The organism is Microbacterium sufflavum, assembly GCF_023101165.1.
GTDB lineage: Bacteria > Actinomycetota > Actinomycetes > Actinomycetales > Microbacteriaceae > Microbacterium > Microbacterium sufflavum.
The window spans coordinates 613,178-632,605 of the sequence record NZ_CP078076.1 but is presented as its reverse complement, the minus strand read 5'-3'; the positions used below and the strand labels follow the sequence as shown (position 1 = coordinate 632,605).

At 71.6% G+C, this 19,428-nt stretch carries 21 protein-coding genes; 7 read left to right on the top strand and 14 right to left on the bottom strand.

Annotated elements, in window-relative coordinates; all coding sequences use genetic code 11:
• The first annotated feature begins 1 nt into the window (after position 1).
• Both rlmN and KV394_RS03260 read left to right on the top strand, forming a co-directional pair.
• Positions 2 to 1,291 carry a 23S rRNA (adenine(2503)-C(2))-methyltransferase RlmN gene (gene rlmN, locus KV394_RS03265; RefSeq protein WP_205828305.1) on the top strand — a complete coding sequence of 430 codons (1,290 nt, stop codon included), beginning with the start codon at positions 2 to 4 and terminating at the stop codon, positions 1,289 to 1,291.
• A 50-nt stretch (positions 1,292 to 1,341) separates the two neighbouring features.
• Complete coding sequence (locus tag KV394_RS03260) at positions 1,342 to 2,814, top strand: DUF4407 domain-containing protein (protein ID WP_206252522.1); 1,473 nt, start codon at positions 1,342 to 1,344, stop codon at positions 2,812 to 2,814.
• Here KV394_RS03260 and KV394_RS03255 read toward each other — a convergent pair.
• Positions 2,802 to 3,275 carry a hypothetical protein gene (locus tag KV394_RS03255; protein ID WP_247982294.1) on the bottom strand — a complete coding sequence of 158 codons (474 nt, stop codon included), beginning with the start codon at positions 3,273 to 3,275 and terminating at the stop codon, positions 2,802 to 2,804. The genes KV394_RS03260 and KV394_RS03255 overlap by 13 nt on opposite strands.
• Before the next feature lie 19 nt (positions 3,276 to 3,294).
• Between KV394_RS03255 and KV394_RS03250 the strand changes: the two genes are divergently transcribed.
• Together KV394_RS03250 and KV394_RS03245 are read left to right on the top strand one after the other, a co-directional pair.
• Positions 3,295 to 4,794 (top strand): aminotransferase-like domain-containing protein, encoded by a 1,500-nt coding sequence (locus tag KV394_RS03250; protein WP_247982293.1) that lies wholly within the window; start codon positions 3,295 to 3,297, stop codon positions 4,792 to 4,794.
• Positions 4,795 to 4,823: 29 nt separating this feature from the next.
• Complete coding sequence (locus tag KV394_RS03245) at positions 4,824 to 5,837, top strand: aldo/keto reductase family protein (protein ID WP_136036085.1); 1,014 nt, start codon at positions 4,824 to 4,826, stop codon at positions 5,835 to 5,837.
• Positions 5,838 to 5,898: 61 nt separating this feature from the next.
• On the opposite strand, the gene KV394_RS03240 is transcribed toward KV394_RS03245, so the two are convergent.
• From KV394_RS03240 to KV394_RS03225, 4 genes are all read right to left on the bottom strand, one after another.
• Positions 5,899 to 6,819, bottom strand: coding sequence for a carbohydrate ABC transporter permease (locus KV394_RS03240; protein WP_205812679.1), 921 nt, complete (start codon positions 6,817 to 6,819; stop codon positions 5,899 to 5,901).
• A complete protein-coding gene (locus tag KV394_RS03235) occupies positions 6,816 to 7,766 on the bottom strand; it encodes a carbohydrate ABC transporter permease (RefSeq protein WP_136029429.1) in 951 nt (316 codons plus the stop codon). The genes KV394_RS03240 and KV394_RS03235 overlap by 4 nt, the downstream gene beginning before the upstream one ends.
• A gap of 3 nt (positions 7,767 to 7,769) precedes the next feature.
• Entirely contained in the window at positions 7,770 to 9,083 is a 1,314-nt protein-coding gene (locus KV394_RS03230; protein ID WP_247982292.1) for an ABC transporter substrate-binding protein, read from the bottom strand.
• Positions 9,084 to 9,144: 61 nt separating this feature from the next.
• Positions 9,145 to 10,380, bottom strand: coding sequence for an aminotransferase class V-fold PLP-dependent enzyme (locus KV394_RS03225; RefSeq protein ID WP_206252525.1), 1,236 nt, complete (start codon positions 10,378 to 10,380; stop codon positions 9,145 to 9,147).
• A gap of 164 nt (positions 10,381 to 10,544) precedes the next feature.
• On the opposite strand from KV394_RS03225, the gene KV394_RS03220 reads away from it, so the two are divergent.
• A complete protein-coding gene (locus KV394_RS03220) occupies positions 10,545 to 11,255 on the top strand; it encodes a FadR/GntR family transcriptional regulator (protein ID WP_136029435.1) in 711 nt (236 codons plus the stop codon).
• Positions 11,256 to 11,276: 21 nt separating this feature from the next.
• Here the strand turns inward: KV394_RS03220 and KV394_RS03215 are convergent, their stop codons facing one another.
• From KV394_RS03215 to KV394_RS03195, 5 genes are all read right to left on the bottom strand, one after another.
• Positions 11,277 to 11,795, bottom strand: a complete 519-nt coding sequence (locus KV394_RS03215) for a glycine cleavage system protein R (protein ID WP_136036054.1) — start codon at positions 11,793 to 11,795, stop codon at positions 11,277 to 11,279.
• Between the two features lie 65 nt (positions 11,796 to 11,860).
• The gene (locus tag KV394_RS03210; protein ID WP_247982291.1) at positions 11,861 to 12,598 is read right to left on the bottom strand and encodes an anti-sigma factor; all 738 of its coding nucleotides are present in this window, start codon (positions 12,596 to 12,598) and stop codon (positions 11,861 to 11,863) included.
• Entirely contained in the window at positions 12,585 to 13,148 is a 564-nt protein-coding gene (locus KV394_RS03205) for an RNA polymerase sigma factor (protein WP_136036703.1), read from the bottom strand. Before KV394_RS03205 ends, KV394_RS03210 begins: the two co-directional genes overlap by 14 nt.
• A 39-nt stretch (positions 13,149 to 13,187) precedes the next feature.
• The gene (locus KV394_RS03200) at positions 13,188 to 13,850 is read right to left on the bottom strand and encodes a class F sortase (protein ID WP_247982290.1); all 663 of its coding nucleotides are present in this window, start codon (positions 13,848 to 13,850) and stop codon (positions 13,188 to 13,190) included.
• Complete coding sequence (locus tag KV394_RS03195; RefSeq protein ID WP_136045316.1) at positions 13,847 to 14,677, bottom strand: DUF4397 domain-containing protein; 831 nt, start codon at positions 14,675 to 14,677, stop codon at positions 13,847 to 13,849. Before KV394_RS03195 ends, KV394_RS03200 begins: the two co-directional genes overlap by 4 nt.
• Before the next feature lie 211 nt (positions 14,678 to 14,888).
• Between KV394_RS03195 and KV394_RS03190 the strand changes: the two genes are divergently transcribed.
• Both KV394_RS03190 and KV394_RS03185 read left to right on the top strand, forming a co-directional pair.
• Positions 14,889 to 15,155 carry a hypothetical protein gene (locus KV394_RS03190; RefSeq protein WP_136045315.1) on the top strand — a complete coding sequence of 89 codons (267 nt, stop codon included), beginning with the start codon at positions 14,889 to 14,891 and terminating at the stop codon, positions 15,153 to 15,155.
• Between the two features lie 12 nt (positions 15,156 to 15,167).
• Entirely contained in the window at positions 15,168 to 16,037 is an 870-nt protein-coding gene (locus KV394_RS03185; protein WP_136029446.1) for an FHA domain-containing protein, read from the top strand.
• Positions 16,038 to 16,053: 16 nt separating this feature from the next.
• Here KV394_RS03185 and KV394_RS03180 read toward each other — a convergent pair whose 3' ends face one another.
• Genes KV394_RS03180 through KV394_RS03165 form a run of 4 tightly spaced genes read right to left on the bottom strand, consistent with a single transcriptional unit; the run spans position 16,054 to position 19,333 of the window.
• Positions 16,054 to 17,112 carry a PLP-dependent cysteine synthase family protein gene (locus KV394_RS03180; RefSeq protein ID WP_136029448.1) on the bottom strand — a complete coding sequence of 353 codons (1,059 nt, stop codon included), beginning with the start codon at positions 17,110 to 17,112 and terminating at the stop codon, positions 16,054 to 16,056.
• A gap of 25 nt (positions 17,113 to 17,137) precedes the next feature.
• Positions 17,138 to 17,950, bottom strand: a complete 813-nt coding sequence (locus KV394_RS03175) for a GntR family transcriptional regulator (protein ID WP_247982289.1) — start codon at positions 17,948 to 17,950, stop codon at positions 17,138 to 17,140.
• Positions 17,950 to 18,354 carry a D-ribose pyranase gene (gene rbsD, locus KV394_RS03170; RefSeq protein WP_136045312.1) on the bottom strand — a complete coding sequence of 135 codons (405 nt, stop codon included), beginning with the start codon at positions 18,352 to 18,354 and terminating at the stop codon, positions 17,950 to 17,952. Before rbsD ends, KV394_RS03175 begins: the two co-directional genes overlap by 1 nt.
• 16 nt (positions 18,355 to 18,370) lie before the next feature.
• Positions 18,371 to 19,333 (bottom strand): ribokinase, encoded by a 963-nt coding sequence (locus KV394_RS03165; RefSeq protein ID WP_247982288.1) that lies wholly within the window; start codon positions 19,331 to 19,333, stop codon positions 18,371 to 18,373.
• Between the last annotated feature and the right edge of the window lie 95 nt (positions 19,334 to 19,428).

Genomic DNA, 19,428 nt, shown 5'->3' with positions numbered 1-19,428 from the left:
GATGACTGAGAACCCCCGCACGCGCGAGACGCGCCCCCAGGCAGCGCCCGCGTCGTCCCGCTCGGGGGCGATCCGTGAGACCCGTGCCCCCCAGGTGCGCCCGGCGACCGAGGGCTGGACGCAGAAGAAAGACGCCGAGGGCCGTCCGCTGCTGCAGTTCGCGAGCCCCAAGCGCGGCAAGCCGCCGGTGCACCTGGCCGACCTCACCCCGGCCGAGCGCATCTCGAAGGTGAAGGAGCTCGGGCTGCCCGGCTTCCGCGCCAAGCAGCTCGCCACCCACTACTTCCGCCACTACACGTCCGACCCGGCCGAGATGACCGACCTCCCCGCCGGGATCCGCGACGAGCTGGTCGCGGGCATGCTCCCGCCGCTGATGACCGAGGTGCGCCGGCTGGAGACCGACCGTGGCGACACGATCAAGTTCCTGTGGCGCCTGCACGACGGCGCGCTCGTCGAGTCGGTGCTCATGCGCTACCCCGGCCGCATCACCCTGTGCGTGTCGAGCCAGGCCGGCTGCGGCATGAACTGCCCGTTCTGCGCGACCGGCCAGGCCGGGCTGACCCGCAACATGTCGACCGCCGAGATCATCGAGCAGATCGTGCGGGCCAACCGGGCGATCGCGAACGGCGAGCTGGGCGGCAAGAAGCGCGACGACCACTCGATGGAGCGCGTGTCGAACATCGTCTTCATGGGCATGGGCGAGCCTCTCGCGAACTACAAGCGCGTGATGGATGCGGTGCGCATCATGGTCGCGCCGCAGCCCGACGGCCTGGGCATGAGCGCCCGCGGCATCACGGTCTCCACGGTCGGCCTCGTGCCCGCGATCAGGAAGCTCGCCGACGAGAACATCCCGGTCACCTTCGCGCTGTCGCTGCACGCGCCCGACGACCACCTGCGCGACGAGCTCATCCCGGTGAACTCGCGGTGGAAGGTCGATGAGGCCCTCGACGCCGCCTACGACTACTACGCCAAGACCGGCCGCCGCGTGTCGATCGAGTACGCGCTCATCAAGGACATGAACGACCACGCCTGGCGCGCCGACCTGCTGGCCGAGAAGCTCAACCAGCGCGGTCGCGGCTGGGTGCACGTCAACCCGATCCCGCTGAACCCGACGCCCGGATCGATCTGGACCTCGTCCGAGCGTGACGTGACCGACGAGTTCGTGCGCCGCCTCAACGACGCCGGCATCCCGACCACCCTCCGCGACACCCGCGGCAAGGAGATCGACGGGGCGTGCGGTCAGCTCGTCGCCACCACCGAGGACGAGGCCGCCGCCGCCGCGATGGCCTGATCAGGGCTTTCCTGAGAGCGACTCCAAGGCGGGCTTCGTACCCTGTCCGGATGCCCTATTCCGCCCATCGCCCGGGTCGCTTCGACTCGCAGGGTCGGATCATCCTCGACGGCGACCCGAACGCCGAGACGGATGACCTCGACTTCCTGCGCGAGTTCGAGCCGACGGGACCCGACCCCGACCCCTTCGTCGACGCTCCGGAGCGTGCCGAGTCCGCGCGGACGACGGAGGACGCCGACGCCGATGCCGCAACCGAGGAGCAGCCGGCCCGCGCGCGTCGCGCCCGGCCGCCCCGCCGTCGCCGCACGGCCGCCGAGCGACTCCGCGCCCTCGCGATCCTCGGCGGCGCGGAGGGCGAGATCCTCGACCGCGTGCCCGGCGAGACGCCCCGCTTCGTGCAGATGTTCTTCGTGCTCGCCGGCACCGCACTCGTGTCCGCGATCTCGATGCTGTTCGCGCTGACCACGGGTGTGCAGGCCGCGATCTGGCTCGCGGTGCCGCTCGCGGTGGTGTGGGCGCTCATCATCTTCAACCTCGACCGGTTCCTCACCTCGACCATGACCTCGACCAGGAACGTGTGGAAGCTCATCGGGCTGGCGATCCCGCGGGTGATCATGGCGGCCATCATCGGCTTCGTCGTGGCGGAGCCGCTCGTGCTGCAGATCTTCCACAACGACATCTCTCGCGAGGTCGCCGCGACCAATATCGTCCAGGCGCAGTCCGATCAGGAGGCGCTCGAATCGGGCCCGGAGCGCAAGGCCCTCGATGCCGCCTCCGAGCGGGTCTCGGAGCTGGAGAACCAGGCGGCGACCGGGATCGTCGCGGGCACCGACTCGTCGTCCGCCAGCGAGTCGGCCGCGCAGGCCACGGTCGACGACCTCACCGCGAAGATGACCGCGCAGCAGGCCGTGATCGACCAGGCGCGCGTGCTCTACCAGTGCGAGCTGACGGGCGAGGGCGCTGGTACCGTCCCCGGGTGCACCGGGGTGAATGGCGAGGGCGCGAGCTCGCAGGCCGCGCAGGCCCAGCTCGCCGAGGCGCAGCAGACCTACGACGCGCTGGCCGCCCAGCTGCGCACGGCCAACGACGAGCTCGCGGCCGCCGGCACCGCCGCCAAGGAGAACACCTCGACCTCCGAGACGCAGAACCGCCAGCAGGCGAAGGACGAGCTTCCGGCCGCGCGCGAGACGTATGACCAGGCGCTCGCCGCGTACAACGCCCGCGCGGATGCGGTCGCGCAGGGCAACGCGGGTGCGGTGGGGCTGCTCAGCCAGATCAGCGGACTCAACCGGCTCAGCGAGAAGGAGCCGGCCATCCTGTGGGCGCACATCCTGATCGCCGCGCTGTTCTTCATGATCGAGCTGCTGCCGGTGCTGGTGAAGGTGCTCACGAGCTACGGCGACCCGAGCCTGTACGAGAAGGCCGTCGCGATCCGCAAGCAGGTGGCGCTCGACCGGGTGACGGCCGAGGGCTTCCGCGACCGCGCCGATATCGTCACGACCCCGGGCGCTCAGGCCACCTGACGCTCGCGCCCGCTCGCGCGTCCCGCGGTGGCTGAGGGATCCGCGTCCCGCACGGGGGTCCGTGCGCCGGCGGGGGAGCCCGGTGCCGTGAACGGCCCCGCGGTGCCCGTGTCCGCGGCAGCGGCGGGGCGTTGCGCAGGGGCGACGTGCGGGGCCCGGGTGTCGCGCGGCACCCCGGCACCGCGCGCGCGGGCGGACGTGAGCACGTCGTGCAGGGTCCGCGCGCGGAGGGCCGGCGTCGCGGCGACGGCGAGGACCAGGGAGCGGACGAGCACGATCGCGGCGAGTGGCCGCCCGTCGTCGCTCCCCGTGATCGCGGCGTCGAGGCGGCGCAGGGGGCCGACCAGCGCGGGGTCGTCGAGCGCACGGTCGTCGGCGAGGTGAGCGAGCAACCGGTCGATGGTCCAATCCGCGGGGATTGGCCCCAGATCCGGCGTGAGAGTGGTGGTGGAGGTGTCCATTGGTCCAGAATCGGGTCACATGGACACGGATGACAGGGCCAATGCGGCGCCGATGGACCACGGATCGGCCCGGGATCGCGCGACTCCGCTGGTGCGAGCGGGCGAGGTGTCGACCGAGGGGCTGGCCGCTCGGCTCGGCCGCTGGACCCACGGCGACGGAACGCTGGCGACCCGGCTCGCGCGCGGCATCTCGGCGCTGATCGCGGGCGGCGAGCTCCGCGCGGGCGACCGGCTGCCGGCCGAGCGCTCCCTGGCGTCCGCGGTGTCGGTGTCGCGCGGCACGGTCGTCTCCGCCTACGCCGTGCTCGCGGAGCAGGAGCTCGTGGAGCGCCGCCAGGGGAGCGGCACCCGCGTGGCGGGGACGGGTGCCCCCACCGCCCCTGCGCGTCCCGGTCGCGGCGAGGCCCTGTTCTCCGCGGTGCCGAACACGATCGACCTGCTGCGCACGGTGCCGCAGATCCCGGAGCTCGGCGTGCAGCTGATCCGCGACCATCAGCCGCGTCTCGACCTCGCGCTGCTGCCCGAGACCGACCCCGCAGGGCTCCCGGTGCTGCGCGAGCTGATCGCCGAGATGTACCGCGCGGAGGGGACGCCCACCACGCCCGAGCAGATCCTGGTGACGCACGGCGCGCAGCAGGCGATCAGCCTCGTGGTGAACGCGCTCGTCGAGCCGGGCGACATCGTGCTCGCGGAGGAGATCACCTGGCCCGGGGTGACCGACAGCGTGGGGCTGCGCGGCGGCACCGTGCAGGGGGTGCCGATGGGCGCGGACGGCCTCGACGTGGTCGCGCTGGAGCAGGCGATGGCCCGGCTGCGCCCCGTGCTGGTGGCGCTCAACCCCCACCACCAGAACCCCACGGGCACGCGCCTGCCCGCCGCGGCCCGGCACCGCGTGGCCGAGCTCGCCGCGCAGTACGGTGTGCCGGTGATCGAGGACCGCGTCGTCGCGGGGATCTCGTTCGACGGGGTCGTGCCGCCCACGCTGGCCTCGGAGCGGCAGGACGCCCCCGTGATGGTCGTCGAGTCGGTGTCGAAGTGGGCCTGGGCGGGGCTGCGGATCGGGTGGCTGCGTGCCGACCCGGTGCTGGTGCGGCGTCTGCGCGGCGCCCGGCAGCTCGCCGACCAGTCCACGAGCGTGCCCGGTCAGCTGCTCGCGCTCGACCTCATCGCGCACGCCGACGAGCTGCGGCGGGCCAACAGCCGCGTGCATCGGGAGCGGCTGCGGCTGCTGGAGCACCTGATGGCCGAGCACCTGCCCGACTGGACGTACGTGGCGCCGCGGGGCGGACTGGCGCTGTGGGCCGCGCTGCCCCGGGGGTCCGCGTCGGTTCTCGCCCGCGTCGCGGCGACCCACGGCGTCTCGATCGCCGGCACCGCCGCCTTCGCCGCGTCCCCCACGGCCCCCGACGACCACGTGCGCCTGCCCTTCACGGCGCCCGATGACGTGCTCACGGAAGGGGTGCGCCGCCTGGGCGCGGCGTGGGGCGAGTATCGGGAATCCCTCGGCCGACCGGCCTGAGCGTCCGCCGCCGGGACTAGCGTTGATCCATGGTCAACTATCGCTATCTCGGCAACAGTGGTCTCAAGGTCTCGGAGATCACCTACGGCAACTGGGTCACGCACGCCTCGCAGGTCGAAGACGACGCGGCCGTCAAGACCGTCCATGCGGCGCTCGACGCCGGCATCACCACGTTCGACACCGCCGACACCTACGCCAACACGGCGGCCGAGGTCGTGCTCGGCAAGGCGCTCGAGGGCCAGCGCCGCGAAGGGCTCGAGATCTTCACGAAGGTCTACTTCCCGACCGGCCCGAAGGGCCCGAACGACACCGGCCTGAGCCGCAAGCACATCATGGAGTCGATCAACGGCTCGCTGAAGCGCCTCGGCACCGACTACGTCGACCTGTACCAGGCGCACCGCTTCGACTACGAGACCCCGCTGGAGGAGACGTTCCAGGCGTTCGCCGACGTCGTGCGGCAGGGCAAGGCGCTCTACATCGGCGTCTCGGAGTGGACGGCCGAGCAGCTGCGCGAGGGTCACGCGCTGGCGACGCAGCTCGGCATCCAGCTCATCTCGAACCAGCCGCAGTACTCGATGCTGTGGCGCGTGATCGAGGGCAAGGTCGTGCCCGCGTCGGAGGAGCTGGGCATCTCGCAGATCGTGTGGTCGCCGATGGCGCAGGGTGTGCTCAGCGGCAAGTACCTGCCGGGGCAGCCGGTGCCGGAGGGCTCGCGCGCGACCGATCAGAACTCCGGGGCCGGGTTCATCCAGAGCTTCCTGCAGGACGACATCCTCACCGCGGTGCAGCGTCTCAAGCCGATCGCCGAGCAGGCGGGGCTCACGATGCCGCAGCTCGCGATCGCGTGGGTGCTGCAGAACCCCAACGTCGCGGCGGCCCTGGTGGGCGCCTCCCGGCCCGAGCAGCTCGCCGACACCGTCAAGGCCTCGGGCGTGACGCTCGACGCCGACACGCTGTCCGCGATCGACGAGGCCCTGGGCGACACGGTGAACCGCGACGCCGAGCACACGTACTCCGTGTCCCCGAAGTCCCGCCTGGTCTGACCGGGGCAGGCGAAGGCCCCCTCCCGCGATGGGCGAGAGGGGGCCTTCGTCCGCGCGCGGGCTACTCCTTCACGGCGCCGGCCGTCAGGCCCTGCACGATCCAGCGGCTGGCGAGGGCGAACATCACCATGGTCGGCAGGATCGTCAGCACGGCCGCGGCCGACATGGAGCCCCAGTCGATGTTGAACGTGGAGATGAAGCCGTTCAGCGCCGAGGGCACGGTGCGGTTCGCGTCGGTGTTCATCAGCACGACCGACAGGAACAGCTCGTTCCAGCAGTTGACGAAGTTGAAGATGAACGCCGCGATGATGCCGGGCGTCATGACCGGCACCAGCACCCGGAACAGGGCCCCCAGGCGCGAGCAGCCGTCGATCATCGCCGCCTCCTCCAGCGCGTCGGGCACGTTCTCGAAGAAGCCGCGCAGCATCACGGTGGAGAACGGGATGCAGATCGCGATGTAGACGAGGATGAGTCCGGGCTTGGTGTCGACGAGGCCCAGGTCGGTCATCATCGAGTACAGCGGGCCGAGGGCGATGAACGCGGGGATCATCTGCGTCAGCAGGAACGCGATGAGGATCGCCCCCTTGCCGCGGAACTCGAAGCGCGCGAGCACGTAGGCGCTGAGCAGGGCGATGAGCGTCGCGACGGCTCCGGCCGACACCGCCACGATCGCCGAGTTCGCCAGGAAGACCCCGAACGAGCTCTTCTCGAACAGGCTCGTGAAGTTGTCGAACGAGGGCTCGCTCGGCCAGTACTCGATCGGGAAGCGGTTGATGGTCCCCGGCGACTTGAACGCGGTGAGCGTGATCCAGTACAGCGGGAACAGCGTGATCAGGAGCCACAGGGCCAGCCCGACCACGCGCACGACACCGCCGACGGTCACCCGCGGCCTCGGTCGCGGAGCGGCCTTCGGGTCGGGCACCGTGATCCGACGGGTCTCGGTGATCGAGGAACCGGTCCGGGTGGTCGAGGTGATGGTCATCGCTGCACCCTCCGCATCGCCATCAGATAGAAGGCGCAGAACACCATGAGGAACGCCACGACGATGAGCCCGATGGCGCTCGCGATGCCGTAGTTGCCCTGCTGCGTGTAGTTGATCATCCACGTCGTGATGATGTGGGTCTGGTTGGCCGGGCCGCCGTTCGTCATCGCGTAGATGATGTCGGGGAAGTTGAAGATCCAGATCACGCGCAGCAGGATCGTCAGCAGCAGCGTCATCGAGATGTACGGGATGATGATCGAGAACAGCTGCCGCACCTTGCCGGCGCCGTCGAGGCTCGCCGCCTCCAGCATCTCGTCGGGCACCGACTGGAGTGCCGCGAGGATCATGATCGCGAAGAACGTCACGCCGTACCAGATGTTCGCGACGATGACGGCGAACATCGCCAGCTTCGGGTCGGCCAGCCAGGGCAGCGGGGCGTCGATGAGGCCGGCCTTCATGAGCAGGTCGTTGACCACGCCGAACTCGGCGTTGAACATCCAGCGGAACAGCATGCCGATGAGGAAGCCCGACACCGCCCACGGGAAGAACACCAGCGCCTGGTAGAGCCCGCGGAAGCGGAACCGCTTGCGCAGGGCCAGCGCGATGAGGAAGCCGATGACGAGCTGGGGCACGAGCGAGCCGACCACCCACAGCACGGAGTTCCACGCCACGGTCGGGAACGCCGGGTCGCGGAACACGGCGAGGAAGTTGTCGAAGCCCACGAACGGGGTCGACGTGAGGTCCCACAGGTTCCAGTCGTGGAACGCCATGCGGGCGCCCTGCAGCATGGGCCAGTAGGTGAACCAGCAGACGAACACGATCGCCGGGGCGAGGAACGCCAGCAGCGTCAGGGCGTGACGGCCGCGGAACGGCCGACGCCGTCCGCGTGCCGGGGAGGCCCCGCCGGCAGTGCCGACGGAGCCCCCTTCACGGATGGTGCGGGCCACGGGTCAGCCCTTCTCCGCGGCGTACTTCTCGGTCCAGAACGCATCCCACGAGGCGAGCAGGTCCTTCGTCGACATGGTGCCGAGCAGCACGCTCTGCACGTCCTGGTCGGACTTCTGGATCCACTCGGTCCACCAGCTCACGCCGCGCGGCTGGCGCACGTTGACGTAGGTGTCCGGGTCCTCGGTCATGGTGACGTAGCTGGTCCAGGGGCCCGTGGAGTAGAACTCGTCGTCGGCTGCGGCGGCGATGATCGGCACGAGGCTGTTGGCCTGGGCGAACTCGGTCGCGGGCTCGGCCGACGACAGGAACTCGACCAGCTTCACCGCCGCCTCGGTGTGCTCGCTGTTCTTCGCGACACCCCAGCCGGCGACGGCGAGCGGTTGCGCGGCCTTGCCCGACGGGCCGACGAGCAGCGGAGCGGTGTCCCACTGGTCTTCGGTGAGCGAGGAGTCCTGCACGGTCGCGATCACCTCGGGGTCCTGCAGCAGGAAGGCCGTGGTGCCGTTCGTGAAACCGGCGACCATCTCGGGGTAGCCCCAGGAGACGGCGGACGGCGGCGAGGCTTTCTTGAACAGGTCGAAGTAGTCGTCGACCGCATCCTGCGCCTCGGGAGCGGCGAAGATCGTCGAGCCGTCTTCCATGAGGAACGCGTCCTCCGTGTCGAGCCCGTCGATCGTGTACGCCTCGATCGCGGCGACCACGTTGCTGTTGGCGTTCTGGCCGCCGCGGAACGCGTAGCCGTAGATGTTGTTCGACGGATCCTGGATGGCGGACGCCTGCTCCAGCAGGTCCTTCCAGCTGTGCGGGGGGCCGTCGAAGCCCGCCTTCTCCACGAGGTCGGTGCGGTAGAACAGCGACAGGCCGTAGAAGCCGTACGGGACGAAGTAGCTCTTGCCGTCCTCGGCGACGCCGGCGGACTTGGCGTTGTCGGTCAGCGCGTCCCAGCCGTCCCACTTCTTCAGGTCGGGGCCGAGGTCGTACAGCCAGCCGTTGTTGGCGAACGGACCGACCGTGATGTCGCGCACCTCGAGCACGTCGACGCCCTTGCCGGACTGGAGCATCTGCTGGATCTTCTGGTCGGCCTGCTCGGTGGGCGGCGAGACCAGGTTCACCGTGATGTCGGGGTTCTCCTTCTCGAACTCGTCGAGGAGCCCGCGGATGAGCTCGGTGCGCGCCGGGTTCGTCAGGCTCTCGACCATCTGGAGGGTGACGTCTCCGTCGCCGCCGGACGAGCCGGAGCCTCCGGAGCAGCCGGTGAGTGCGAGGACGGCGACGGTGCCGACTCCCGCTGCGGTCGTCAAGATCTTGTTCTTCACGATGTGCCTCTCGGTGGGGGATGGGTGGGTGTGTTTCGGGTGGGTCGGGTCGTGCGGGTGGTCAGGGGAGGATGAGGGCGTCGGCGGGGCGGATGCCGGCGCGGCGCAGGATCGCGGGGATGCAGCGCTCGACGAACGCCTCGACGTCGGAGGCCTCGGTGTAGAGGTGCGCGGAGAGGCGGAAGTAGCCGACCCCGCGGAAGCTCGTGAAGGCGGTCTCCACGCCGACCTCGTCGAGCAGGTCCATGCGCAGCGCGTCGGCCTCCTCGCGCGTCGCGCCGAGCCCGAGCGGCAGGCGGATCAGGCGCATGGACGGCACGGGGGAGGGCAGCGGGGTGAGCGGGTCCTCGTCGCCGTACGGGCGCAGCGCCTCGGCGATCAGCTCGGCCCCGGCGTCGGCGCGCTCGGCCATCGCGGCGCGGGCGTGCTCCCACCCGAACTCGGCCTCGATGAACTCGATCGCGGTGGGGGTGGCCAGGTACGTCGTGGCGTCGATCGTGCCCTGGGTGTCGAAGCGCCCGGGGTAGGGCTCGCGGGCGGCCCACGAGTCGATCAGCGGCCACAGCTCGTCGCGGTCGGGTGCTGCCGTGACGAGCAGGGCCGAGCCGCGGGGGGCGCAGGGCCACTTGTGCAGGTTGCCGAACCACCAGTCGCCGCCCGCGACCGCGGCGGCGTCGGCGATCAGGCCGGGGGCGTGGGCGCCGTCGACGAGGGTGCGCACGCCGCGCTCGGCCGCGAGGTCGGCGATGCGGCGCGTGGGCAGCAGGCGGGCGGTGGGCGAGGTGATCTGGTCGACGACGATCAGCCGGGTGCGCGGGGTGAGGGCGTCGGCGAACAGCTGCACGATCTCGTCGTCGGGCGCGAGCAGCGGGAGGGCGACGGTGCGGACGGTCGCCCCGAAGCGGCGGGCGAGGCGTTCCGCCCCCATGGTGATCGCGCCGTAGCCCTGATCCGTCACCAGGATCTCGTCGCCGTGCTCGAGTCGCAGCGCGTTGTACACGACGGTCGCCGCGGCGGAGGCGTTGGGCACGAAGACGCTGTCGTCCGCCCGGGCGCCGACGAACGGGGCGGTGCGCTCCCTGGCGTCCTGCACGCGCTCGGCGATGCGGGGGAACCACTCGACCGGGCTGAGGTCGGCGCGGCGACGCAGGGCGTCCTGGTGCGCGACCACGACCGACGGCACCGCGCCGAACGACCCGTGGTTGAGGTGCACGACCGCGGGGTCGAGAGGCCAGGCGTCGCGCGCTCGCAGGCCGGAGTTCAGCGTGAGCGGAGCGGGGAACAGCGGAGCGGGCATCGGACCTCATCGATGAGTGGGGGCGAGTTGTTGCACAACTTTGCCACAAGGCCCCGATTTTGGCTACGAATCCGCGAAGATGAAACATAGTTGTCATACGAGTTTGTCGCGTGGAGCGGTTCCGACAGACTGCACGAGGGGCGGGGGTGTCAGGGAGGATGACGATGAGCGCACTCGACACGGCGTTGCACGGCCTGCGGGCGCTGATCGCCGACGGTGCGCTGCGCCCCGGCGACCGCCTGCCCAGCGAGGGGGAGCTGTGCGAACGGCTCGGCGTCTCCCGCGGATCGCTGCGCGAGGCCATCCGCACGCTCGCGGCGCTGGGCGTGCTGGAGACGCGCCACGGCTCGGGCAGCTACGTCAGCGAGCTGCGCGCGGCCGACCTCATCGGCAGTCTGTCCCTCACCGTCGGGCTGCTGCCCATGGCGGGAGTGCTGGAGTTGACGGAGCTGCGCCGGGTGCTCGAACCCCATGCCGCCGCACTCGCGGCCGCCCGCATCGACGCGGACACCGTGGCGGCGCTCGCCGCGGTGCTGGACGAGATCGAGGCCACGACCGACTTCGAGGCGCAGTCACGCCTCGACCACGAGTTCCACATGCGCATCTCCGCGGTCGCGGGCAACGAGGCCCTCACGAGCTTGATCGACGTGCTGCGCTCCCGCTCCCGGGCGTACCGCATCTCGGAGCCCGACGATGCCGCGGAGCTCAAGGTGCACTCCGACGCCGGGCACCGCGCGATCCTGCGGGGCCTCGCCGCCGCCGATCCCGTCGCCGCGTCGGCCGCGGCATCCGCGCACGTCGCGTACACCGAGTACTGGGTGCGGCGGTACTCCGGGCTCGACGACGTCCCGACCGCGGAGACGCCGTCCGCCTGAGTGCGCGCCGGCGGGGTCCGCTCAGCCGAGGGTGATGTCGACCTGGATCTCGGTCGCGAGTCGCTCCAGGTCGGCCCGCAGTGCGTCGAGGTCGACCGTCGGCGGCACCTTCGCGATCACCGACGCCTCGAACAGCCGCCCGCCCGCCATCGCCGCATCGCGGGTCTCGGTCGCCAGCTCCTCGATGCTCAGCGCGTGCGCGTTCAGCACGGCCGACACCTCCCGCACGATCCCGGGATGATCGTTGCCGAGCACCTGCATCACCAGCAGCCGCTCCTCGTCCTCCTCCGCCACGCCGCGGGTCCCGGTGAGCACCGACAGCGTCAGGAGCCCCTGACCCTGGATCGCCCGGAGCGCGGTCTCCAGGTCGCCCGCGCGGTCGGTCGGCACCGACACCTCGATCACGCCCGCGAACGTTCCCGCGAGCTCGGCCAGCGAGCTGTTCTCCCAGTTGCCGCCGTGGGCGTCGACGACGTCGGCGACCGCCGCGACGAGTCCCGGGCGGTCGGCACCCGCGACAGTGAGGATGAGTGTGGTCATGGCCTCAGCGTAGGGGGCGTTCGGCGTTCGGGACATGCCCTTGACGCGGGCGTCGTGCGCTCCGCTCAGCTGAAGTCGAGCGTGCCGCGCACGATGGAGTTCCCCGAGTGGGCCGGGTCGCCGTCGACGGGTTCGAACGAGATGTCGACGAGGTCGTACTCGTCGAGGTCGACGTTCGCGGGGATGGCGAATGCGCCGGTCGCGGCGTCGAGCACGCCGAGGCTGATGAGCGCCTTCCCGTCGTTGCGGATGAGCCAGACCTCCCGGTAGTCCTCCGAGCCGACCTCGCCGTCGAGCGACACCGTGAGGGTGCGCGCGCCGTCGCGGTCCTCGTCCACCTCTGCCGTGCCGATCGCATCGGGGTGGTCGGGGAACGGGTCGAGCGTCGCCGTGGCGACCGTGACCGGCCGGAGCGCGGCCGAGATCGCCGTCCACGTGCTCACGCCCACGGTGGCGACGAGGACCGTGACGGCGGCGAGCACCCACCAGCGGGCGGCGGTTCTGCGCTGTGGGCGTGGGGCGGAGGGCGGCTCGCCCGCTGTCGGTTCCGCCGGGCGGAGAGGGTCGGCCCGGAGCCGCTCCGGCAGGCCCAGCTCGTCGTGCATGCGCGCCCACACGTCGGCGGGCGGCGACTCCAGCTCCGCGTCGGCGACGGTCGCCCGCGCGACACCCGCCGCGTGGGCGAGGTCGGCGATCTCGGCGGCGCACGCCCGGCACTGGTCGAGGTGCGCGCGCTCGCGCTCGGAGGCGACCGGCTCGCCGAGCGCGAGCAGGGCGAGCTGCTCGGGGTCAAGGTGCGACACGGTTGACCTCCAATCGGTCGCGCATACGGGAGAGGCTCCGGCGGATGTGGCTCTTCACGGTACCCAGAGGCATGTCCAGCCGCCGGGCGATCTCCTCGTGCGTCAGGTCGTCGAAGAACGCCAGCCGCATGACCTCGCGCGCCTCGGGTCGCAGCTGCCGCATCTCGTTCGCGATCAGGATGGACTGCGACAGGTCGACCGGTGCGCTGACGAGATCGTCGGGAGAGGTGACGCGCATCATCTCCTCCTGCAGCCGCTGGATGCGGGCCCGCGACTCGTGCATGTCGGCGATGCGGCGCCGGGCGATGGTCACCAGCCACGTGCTCAGGCGGGCCTTCGACGGGTCGTACCCCGTTCTCGACGTCCAGGCCGACACGAACGTGCGCTGCGTCACGTCGGCGGCGTCGGCGCGATCGCCGAGGGAGCGCAACGCGAGCGTGAACACCACCGGCGACCACCGCCGATACAGCTCGGCGAGGGCATCCTCGTCGCCCCGGACGAAGCGCTCGTTGAGCTGCGTCTCGTCGTCGGGGTCGTCCGCGGAGGTCATGCGCGCCTCCCTTCCGTTCGGGGCGTCGGGTGCGGGTGCTCAGGCGGGCCGTGCGATGGCGACGACATTATCGCGGTAGTGACCGGTCGTGCTGTCGAAGGGTCCTCCGCACGTGATGAGGACCAGGCCGGGCGGGCCCTCCCTGGCGAACAGCTCCCCGGTGGGGAGAGCCGCCTTCTCGTAGAAGGCCAGCGACTCCACCGCGTAGGTCCGGGGCACGCCGTTCGCGTCGGTCACCTCGACGGTCGCTCCGGCGCCGAGCTCGCGCAACCGGGAGAGCGGGCCGATGGGGTATCCGACGGCGTCTACGTGCGCGGCCAGCACGACGAGTCCGGCCGTGCTGGCGGCATCGGCGCCGTACCGGTACCACCCCGCCACCGCCGGGTCCTCCGGGAGCTGCATCTGCCCTGTCGGCTCCACTCCCACATCGACCACGGTCATGTCGACACCGAGGTCGGGGATGCGCAGCCGGGTCGGAGGGGTCGTGGGCTGCGGTGGGGGCAGCTCGGCGGAGTGCGTCTCCGGGCGCAGCGTCGAGGTGGGGGCAGGCGACGGCGAGCGTGGGGGGTCGGAGGGGGGATCCGACGTCATCACCTCGCCCGCCCCCACGGGGGTGCAGGCGATCAGGAGCGCCGCGCACGCGGCACCGCATCCGGCGAGGAGTCCTCGCCGGATGCGGCGGCGCAGCGCCCCCGGTCTCATCGGCGCGCGATCCGCTGACGGCGCACGGCGACGGTCGCACCCGCAGCCGCGATCATCGCCAGGCCGATCAGTGCCGTCGCCAGGACGATGGCGGTGTCGGCGTCCCGCTGCGCCGCGTAGCCCGCGGTGCCGGAGGGCACGCCGCCGGGGTTGGTGTGCAGTCCCGAGACCGTCTGTGCGGCGATGGCGAGGGTGCCCTCCTCGGCGCTGCCCCACGCGTACAGGATCGTGAGCACGCCGTCCTGCACCGCCACGTCCTGCGGGCCGAGCACGGGGTCGGTGGTGCCGGCGAGGGCGACGGCGGCCGAGACGTTCCCGGCGGGCAGGTTCAGCGTCGCCTCGTTCGGGTTGGTCAGGTCCTCGACCACCGGTGAGCCGCCGGCGAGGATGTCGACGGCGGGCGCGGCCGCGACGTGACGGACCGTGAGCCGCCCCTGGCCGGGTGCGGTGGGGGACGTGTCGTTCGTGAAGAGGTTCAGCCCGGGGTCGCCCGCCTCGGTGAGGTGCGCGACGGCGGTGTAGTTGGCACCGGCCGTGAGGGTCAGCGTCGCCGGGCCGAGCACGGGCGCACTCGCGTCGGCCGCGTCCGGCGCCGTCAGCGCGACCTCGTAGCTGCCGGCGGGGAGTTCCAGCGGACCGGCCAGTGAGCCGGGCTGGAAGTCGTCGATGGTGCGCTCGCCGTTGACGTACACGTCGACCGGGGTGTTCGGGATGGCGTGCAGCACCGAGAGCTGGGCGCTGCCGGTGGTCGCGGCGGTCGCGGGCGTGGCCAGGGCCGCTGCGGCCAGTAGTCCGACGACGAGGCCGGCTGTGGTGATTCTTCGCACGATGCTCCTCCTTGAACAGGGGCGGCGGTCGCCACCCATTGCCCCCTTATTCCGGGTGAGGGCGGTCGGCGGATGCACCCGAACCCGATCTTGTCGGCACTCTCCGGTTCCGGTGGTGCTTTTTTAGACGGTGCCCAGAAACTGATGGACATCGATCGGGACCGCGCGCATAATCGCATCCACACACCCGGACCCGGCAAAGGAGCACGCCATGAGCGACACGAACCACCCCGCCGAACTGTTCTCGTCTTCCACCGGCCCGACCGGCGCCTCCATCACCGACTGGACCGATCTCGGCCGGGAGATGTGGGCGTACCTGACCGGCCGAGGAGCGGCGGTGAACTACACCTTCGAGGACATGACCGTCGAGGTGCCGCGCGACATCGGCCCCGACGCGCCCCGCGCCACTTGGAAGTTCACCGGCACCCTGCGGGTGACCACGAGCGACCGCGCCACCGACGGACCGCACGCCGCCTGAGCGGATACGACCATGATCCGCCTCGACATCGACCTGGAGGTCGAGCACCGCGGCCCGGACGACGACACCCCCACGCGGTTCACCGTGCACGCGGCGGGACGCGAGGTCGTCGTCACGATCGCGGACACGTCCACCCTCGGCGGCATGGGTCGCCGCGACCTCGCGCAGCTCGCCCCCGTCGCGGACGGCCTCGCGCGCCGCGGCATCCGGGTGCGGGTGGAGGGACCGCGCGGCACCCTGGTGGAGTTCGGCGACGTGCGGTCGGGACCCGTGGGTCGCGCGGTCGCGGGATCACCGCACATCCGGCTCGGCCACCTCACCACGCTGCTGACGGAACTGCAGCGCCGCGACCGCGACCGCGGCGGCGGCTCGCTGCTCTCCATCCCGCCCGGCACGCTGTTCCCGCTCGTGCCCACCGTGGTGCGCCACGTCCGCCGCCGCGTGACCACGACGCACTACCTGCCCGGCTCGGGACGCCCGCGCCTGATCTTCTCGGTCGGCTCGGGCGACTGGGACCGCAGCCGTCCGCGCGAGTTCGACCTGCTGCCCGACCGGACCGTGATCGGCTCGAGTCCCGACGCCGATCTGCGGCTCGACGGACTCGAAGCGGTGCACGCCGAGATCCGGCACAACGAGGACGACGAGTACGTGCTGTACCCGCACGCCCCCACCGGCGGCGGGTGGCCGAACCTGCCGCACAGCTCGGACGGCGCGCGCATCCTCCGCACGGGCTCGCGGATCGAGCTGGGCACCTGGCGCCTCGCCTACTACCGGGAGGAGTTCGCCGACCACGGTCGTCCGTTCGGCGGGCGCCAGGGCGGGGAATACGAGTTCCAGAAGCAGCAGCCGGTGCGACCCTACGGCTCCGGCGAGCTCGGCTGACCCGGCACCGCGAGCGTCAGTCCGCCCAGACCCCGGTCGCGAGGAAGTGCTCCAGGCGGGCGCGGTGCGGGGCGAGGTCCCACCCCTGCTGCGCGACCCACTCGTCGGAGTAGTAGGTGTTGGCGTAGCGCACGCCGCTGTCGCAGATGAGGGTCACGACGCTGCCGGTCTCGCCCGCGGCACGCATGCGGGCGATGAGCTGGAACGCACCGGAGAGGTTGGTGCCGGTGGAGCCGCCAGCCCAGTGCAGTGTGCGCTCGCGCAGCAGGCGGATCGCGGCGATCGAGCCCGCGTCGGGCACCTGGATCATCTCGTCGATCACGGTCGGGACGAAGGATGCCTCCACGCGGGGGCGGCCGATGCCCTCGATGCGGCTCGGGCGCCCGGCGGGCGGGTCGACGGTCCCGGCCCATCCGTCATAGAAGGCGGAGCCCTCGGGGTCGACCACCGCGATCCGGGTGTCGTGCCGGCGGTAGCGCACGTAGCGGCCGAAGGTCGCGCTCGTGCCGCCGGTGCCCGCACCCATGACGATCCACCGCGGGATCGGATGCCGCTCCTGGGCGAGCTGGCTGAACACGCTCTCCGCGATGTTGTTGTTGCCGCGCCAGTCGGTCGCGCGCTCCGCGAACGTGAACTGGTCGAGGTAGTGGCCGCCGCACACCGACGCCAGGCGCTGGGCCTCCGGCGACATGTCCTCCGCGCGGTCTACGAAGTGACAGGTCCCGCCGTAGAACTCGATCAGGTCGATCTTCTCCTGCACGGTCGACCGGGGTACCACGGTGATGAACGGCAGACCGAGCATCCGCGCGAAGTACGCCTCGGACACGGCGGTCGACCCGCTCGACGACTCCACCAGCGTCGTGTCCTCGCGGATGCGCCCGTTCACCAGCCCGTACAGCAGCAGCGACCGCGCCAGCCGGTGCTTGAGCGAGCCCGTCGGGTGCACCGACTCGTCCTTCAGGTACAGGTCGATGCCCCACTCGGCCGGCAGCGGGAACAGGTGCAGGTGCGTGTCGGCGCTGCGGTTCGCGTCGGCTTCCAGCAGGGCGATCGCGGTGCTGGTCCAGTCGCTCATGTCTTCGAGCGTAGTGGGGCTGCCCTCAGCCGACGGTACCCGCGGGCGAGGCCCCGCCGTCGCCGTCGACGTGCAGCAGCGACGCCTGCGACTGCTCCTGCTGCAACTGGAACTCGAAGCGCGAACGGTCGCCGCGGTGGTAGGCGATGAAGTACTCGATGGGCGTGCCGTCCTCGCTGCGGCTGACGCTGCGCAGCCGGAGCAGGGCCGAGCCGGCGCTGACGCCCAGGTGCTGCGCCTGCTCGTGCGTGGCGACGGTCGCCTCCGCGGAGCGCACGCCGTGCGTCGCCACGATGCCGTGCATCGCCAGCAGCCGGTACAGTGACGCCTCGGTCAGGTCGGCGCCGAGCGTGACCCCGCCGACGGCCTCGGGCATCCACGTGGTCGACAGCGACCAGGGCTCCCCGTCGACGTGCCGCAGCCGCTCGAGCGCCACCACGGGCGACCCGACCGGCACCTCCAGCGCCAGCGCGACCTCCTCGTCGGCCACGGTCTGCTCGTGCCGCAGCACGTCGCTGTGTACGTGCCCGCCGCGACGCTCCACGTCGTCGTACAGGCCGACGAGGGTGTGCACCAGGCTCTCGCTCGTGCGCGGGCGGGAGACGAACGTGCCCTTGCCCTTCACCCGCTCGACCAGCCCCTCGTGCTCGAGCTGCGCGAGCGCCTGGCGCACGACCGTGCGCGAGATGCCGTAGCGCTCGCACAGGCGGTGCTCGCCGGGCAGCGGGTCGCCGGGCTGCAGGCCGTCGCGGGCGATGCCGTCGATGATCAGCTGCCGCAGCTGGTCGTACATGGGGGCGGCGGAGTGGCGGTCGATCGCGTCCTCGACGGTGGTCATCAGTACGCCACCCCCGCGTGCAGGATCACGTTCGCATACGGGGTGAACTCGCCGGAGCGCACGAACGCCCGTGCCGTGCGGGTGCGCTGCTTGAACTCGACGTGCGGCACCAGCTCGATCTCGAAGCCCATCCCGGCGAAGCGCTCGCGCAGGGCATCCAGCACCTCCGGGCTCTTCTCCGCGACCTCCGCGGATACCGTGACGCCCTCCACCACGAGCTCGGCGAGCACGGTGTCGAGCACGTCGAGGAAGGCGGGGGCGCCCGGGCGGTAGGCCAGGTCGATGCGCTCCGACCCCGGGGGGATGGGAAGGCCGGCGTCGGTCACGACGATCGTGTCGGTGTGGCCGGTCTCGCTGATCACCCGGGACAGGGCGGGGTTGATCGTGGTAGACGTCTTGCGCATCGGTGCTCCTGGCTGGTCAGTTCGCGACGGGGGCGGTGTCGCGCTCGGTGAGGAACGCGTCGACCTCGGCGCGGTGCGGAAGGCTCGGCGACGCGCCCTGCTTCGTGACGGCGAGGGCGCCGGCGGCGGTCGCCAGGCGCACGGCGTCGGTGAGGGTGCTGCCGCTCGCGAGGGCGGCACCGAGGTAGCCCGCGTAGGCGTCGCCCGCGGCGGTGGTGTCGACGGCCTCGACGGGGAACGGAGGGACGACCGTCGCGCCCTCCGCGGTGACCACGCACGACCCCTGTCCGGCGAGCGTGACGACCGCGGCGCCCACGCCCTGGGCGAGGAACCAGCGGCCCGCGCGCTCGGCCGACACCGCGTCGGTCACCTCGATGCCGCTGATGAGCGACGCCTCGGTCTCGTTGGGCGTGACGATGTCGATGCTGCGCCAGAGGGCGGCCGGGAGCTCCGCGGCGGGGGCGGGGTCGAGGATCACGGTCATGCCGTGCTCCCGCCCGCGGGCCGTGATGTGGGCGGTCAGCGCCGACGGCGTCTCCAGCTGGGTCAGCAGGACGGAGGTGGTGGGGGCGAGGGTGGTGAGCGCCTCGTCGATCTGCGCGGTGCTGAGCGCGGCGTTCGCGAGCGGCACCATCACGATGTCGTTCTGCGCCGACGCGTCGACGCGGATGTGCGCGATGCCCGTGGGGCCGGGGACCGTGCGCAGGTGGGTGAGGTCGACGCCGGCGGCCGTGAGCCCGTCCACCACGAGGTCGTGGAACAGGTCGTCTCCCACGCAGCCGACGAAGCTCGTGCGTGCACCGGAGCGTCCGGCCGCGACCGCCTGGTTCGCCCCCTTGCCGCCGAGCATGAGCGTGAACTCGTCGCCCAGGATGGTCTCGCCGCGGGCCGGCAGCCGACCGGAGAAGGTGGTGACGTCGGCCGTGACGCTGCCGACGATGACGACGCCGGTGCGGTCGCCGGGGTGTGCGGGTGTCATCTCGCTCCTGATCCTCCTCGACAGCGCGGGCGCTCCGGTGGCGTTGACTAGGCTCGGAGCTGTCATTACATTAGCCGAAACCGAACCTGTAACGA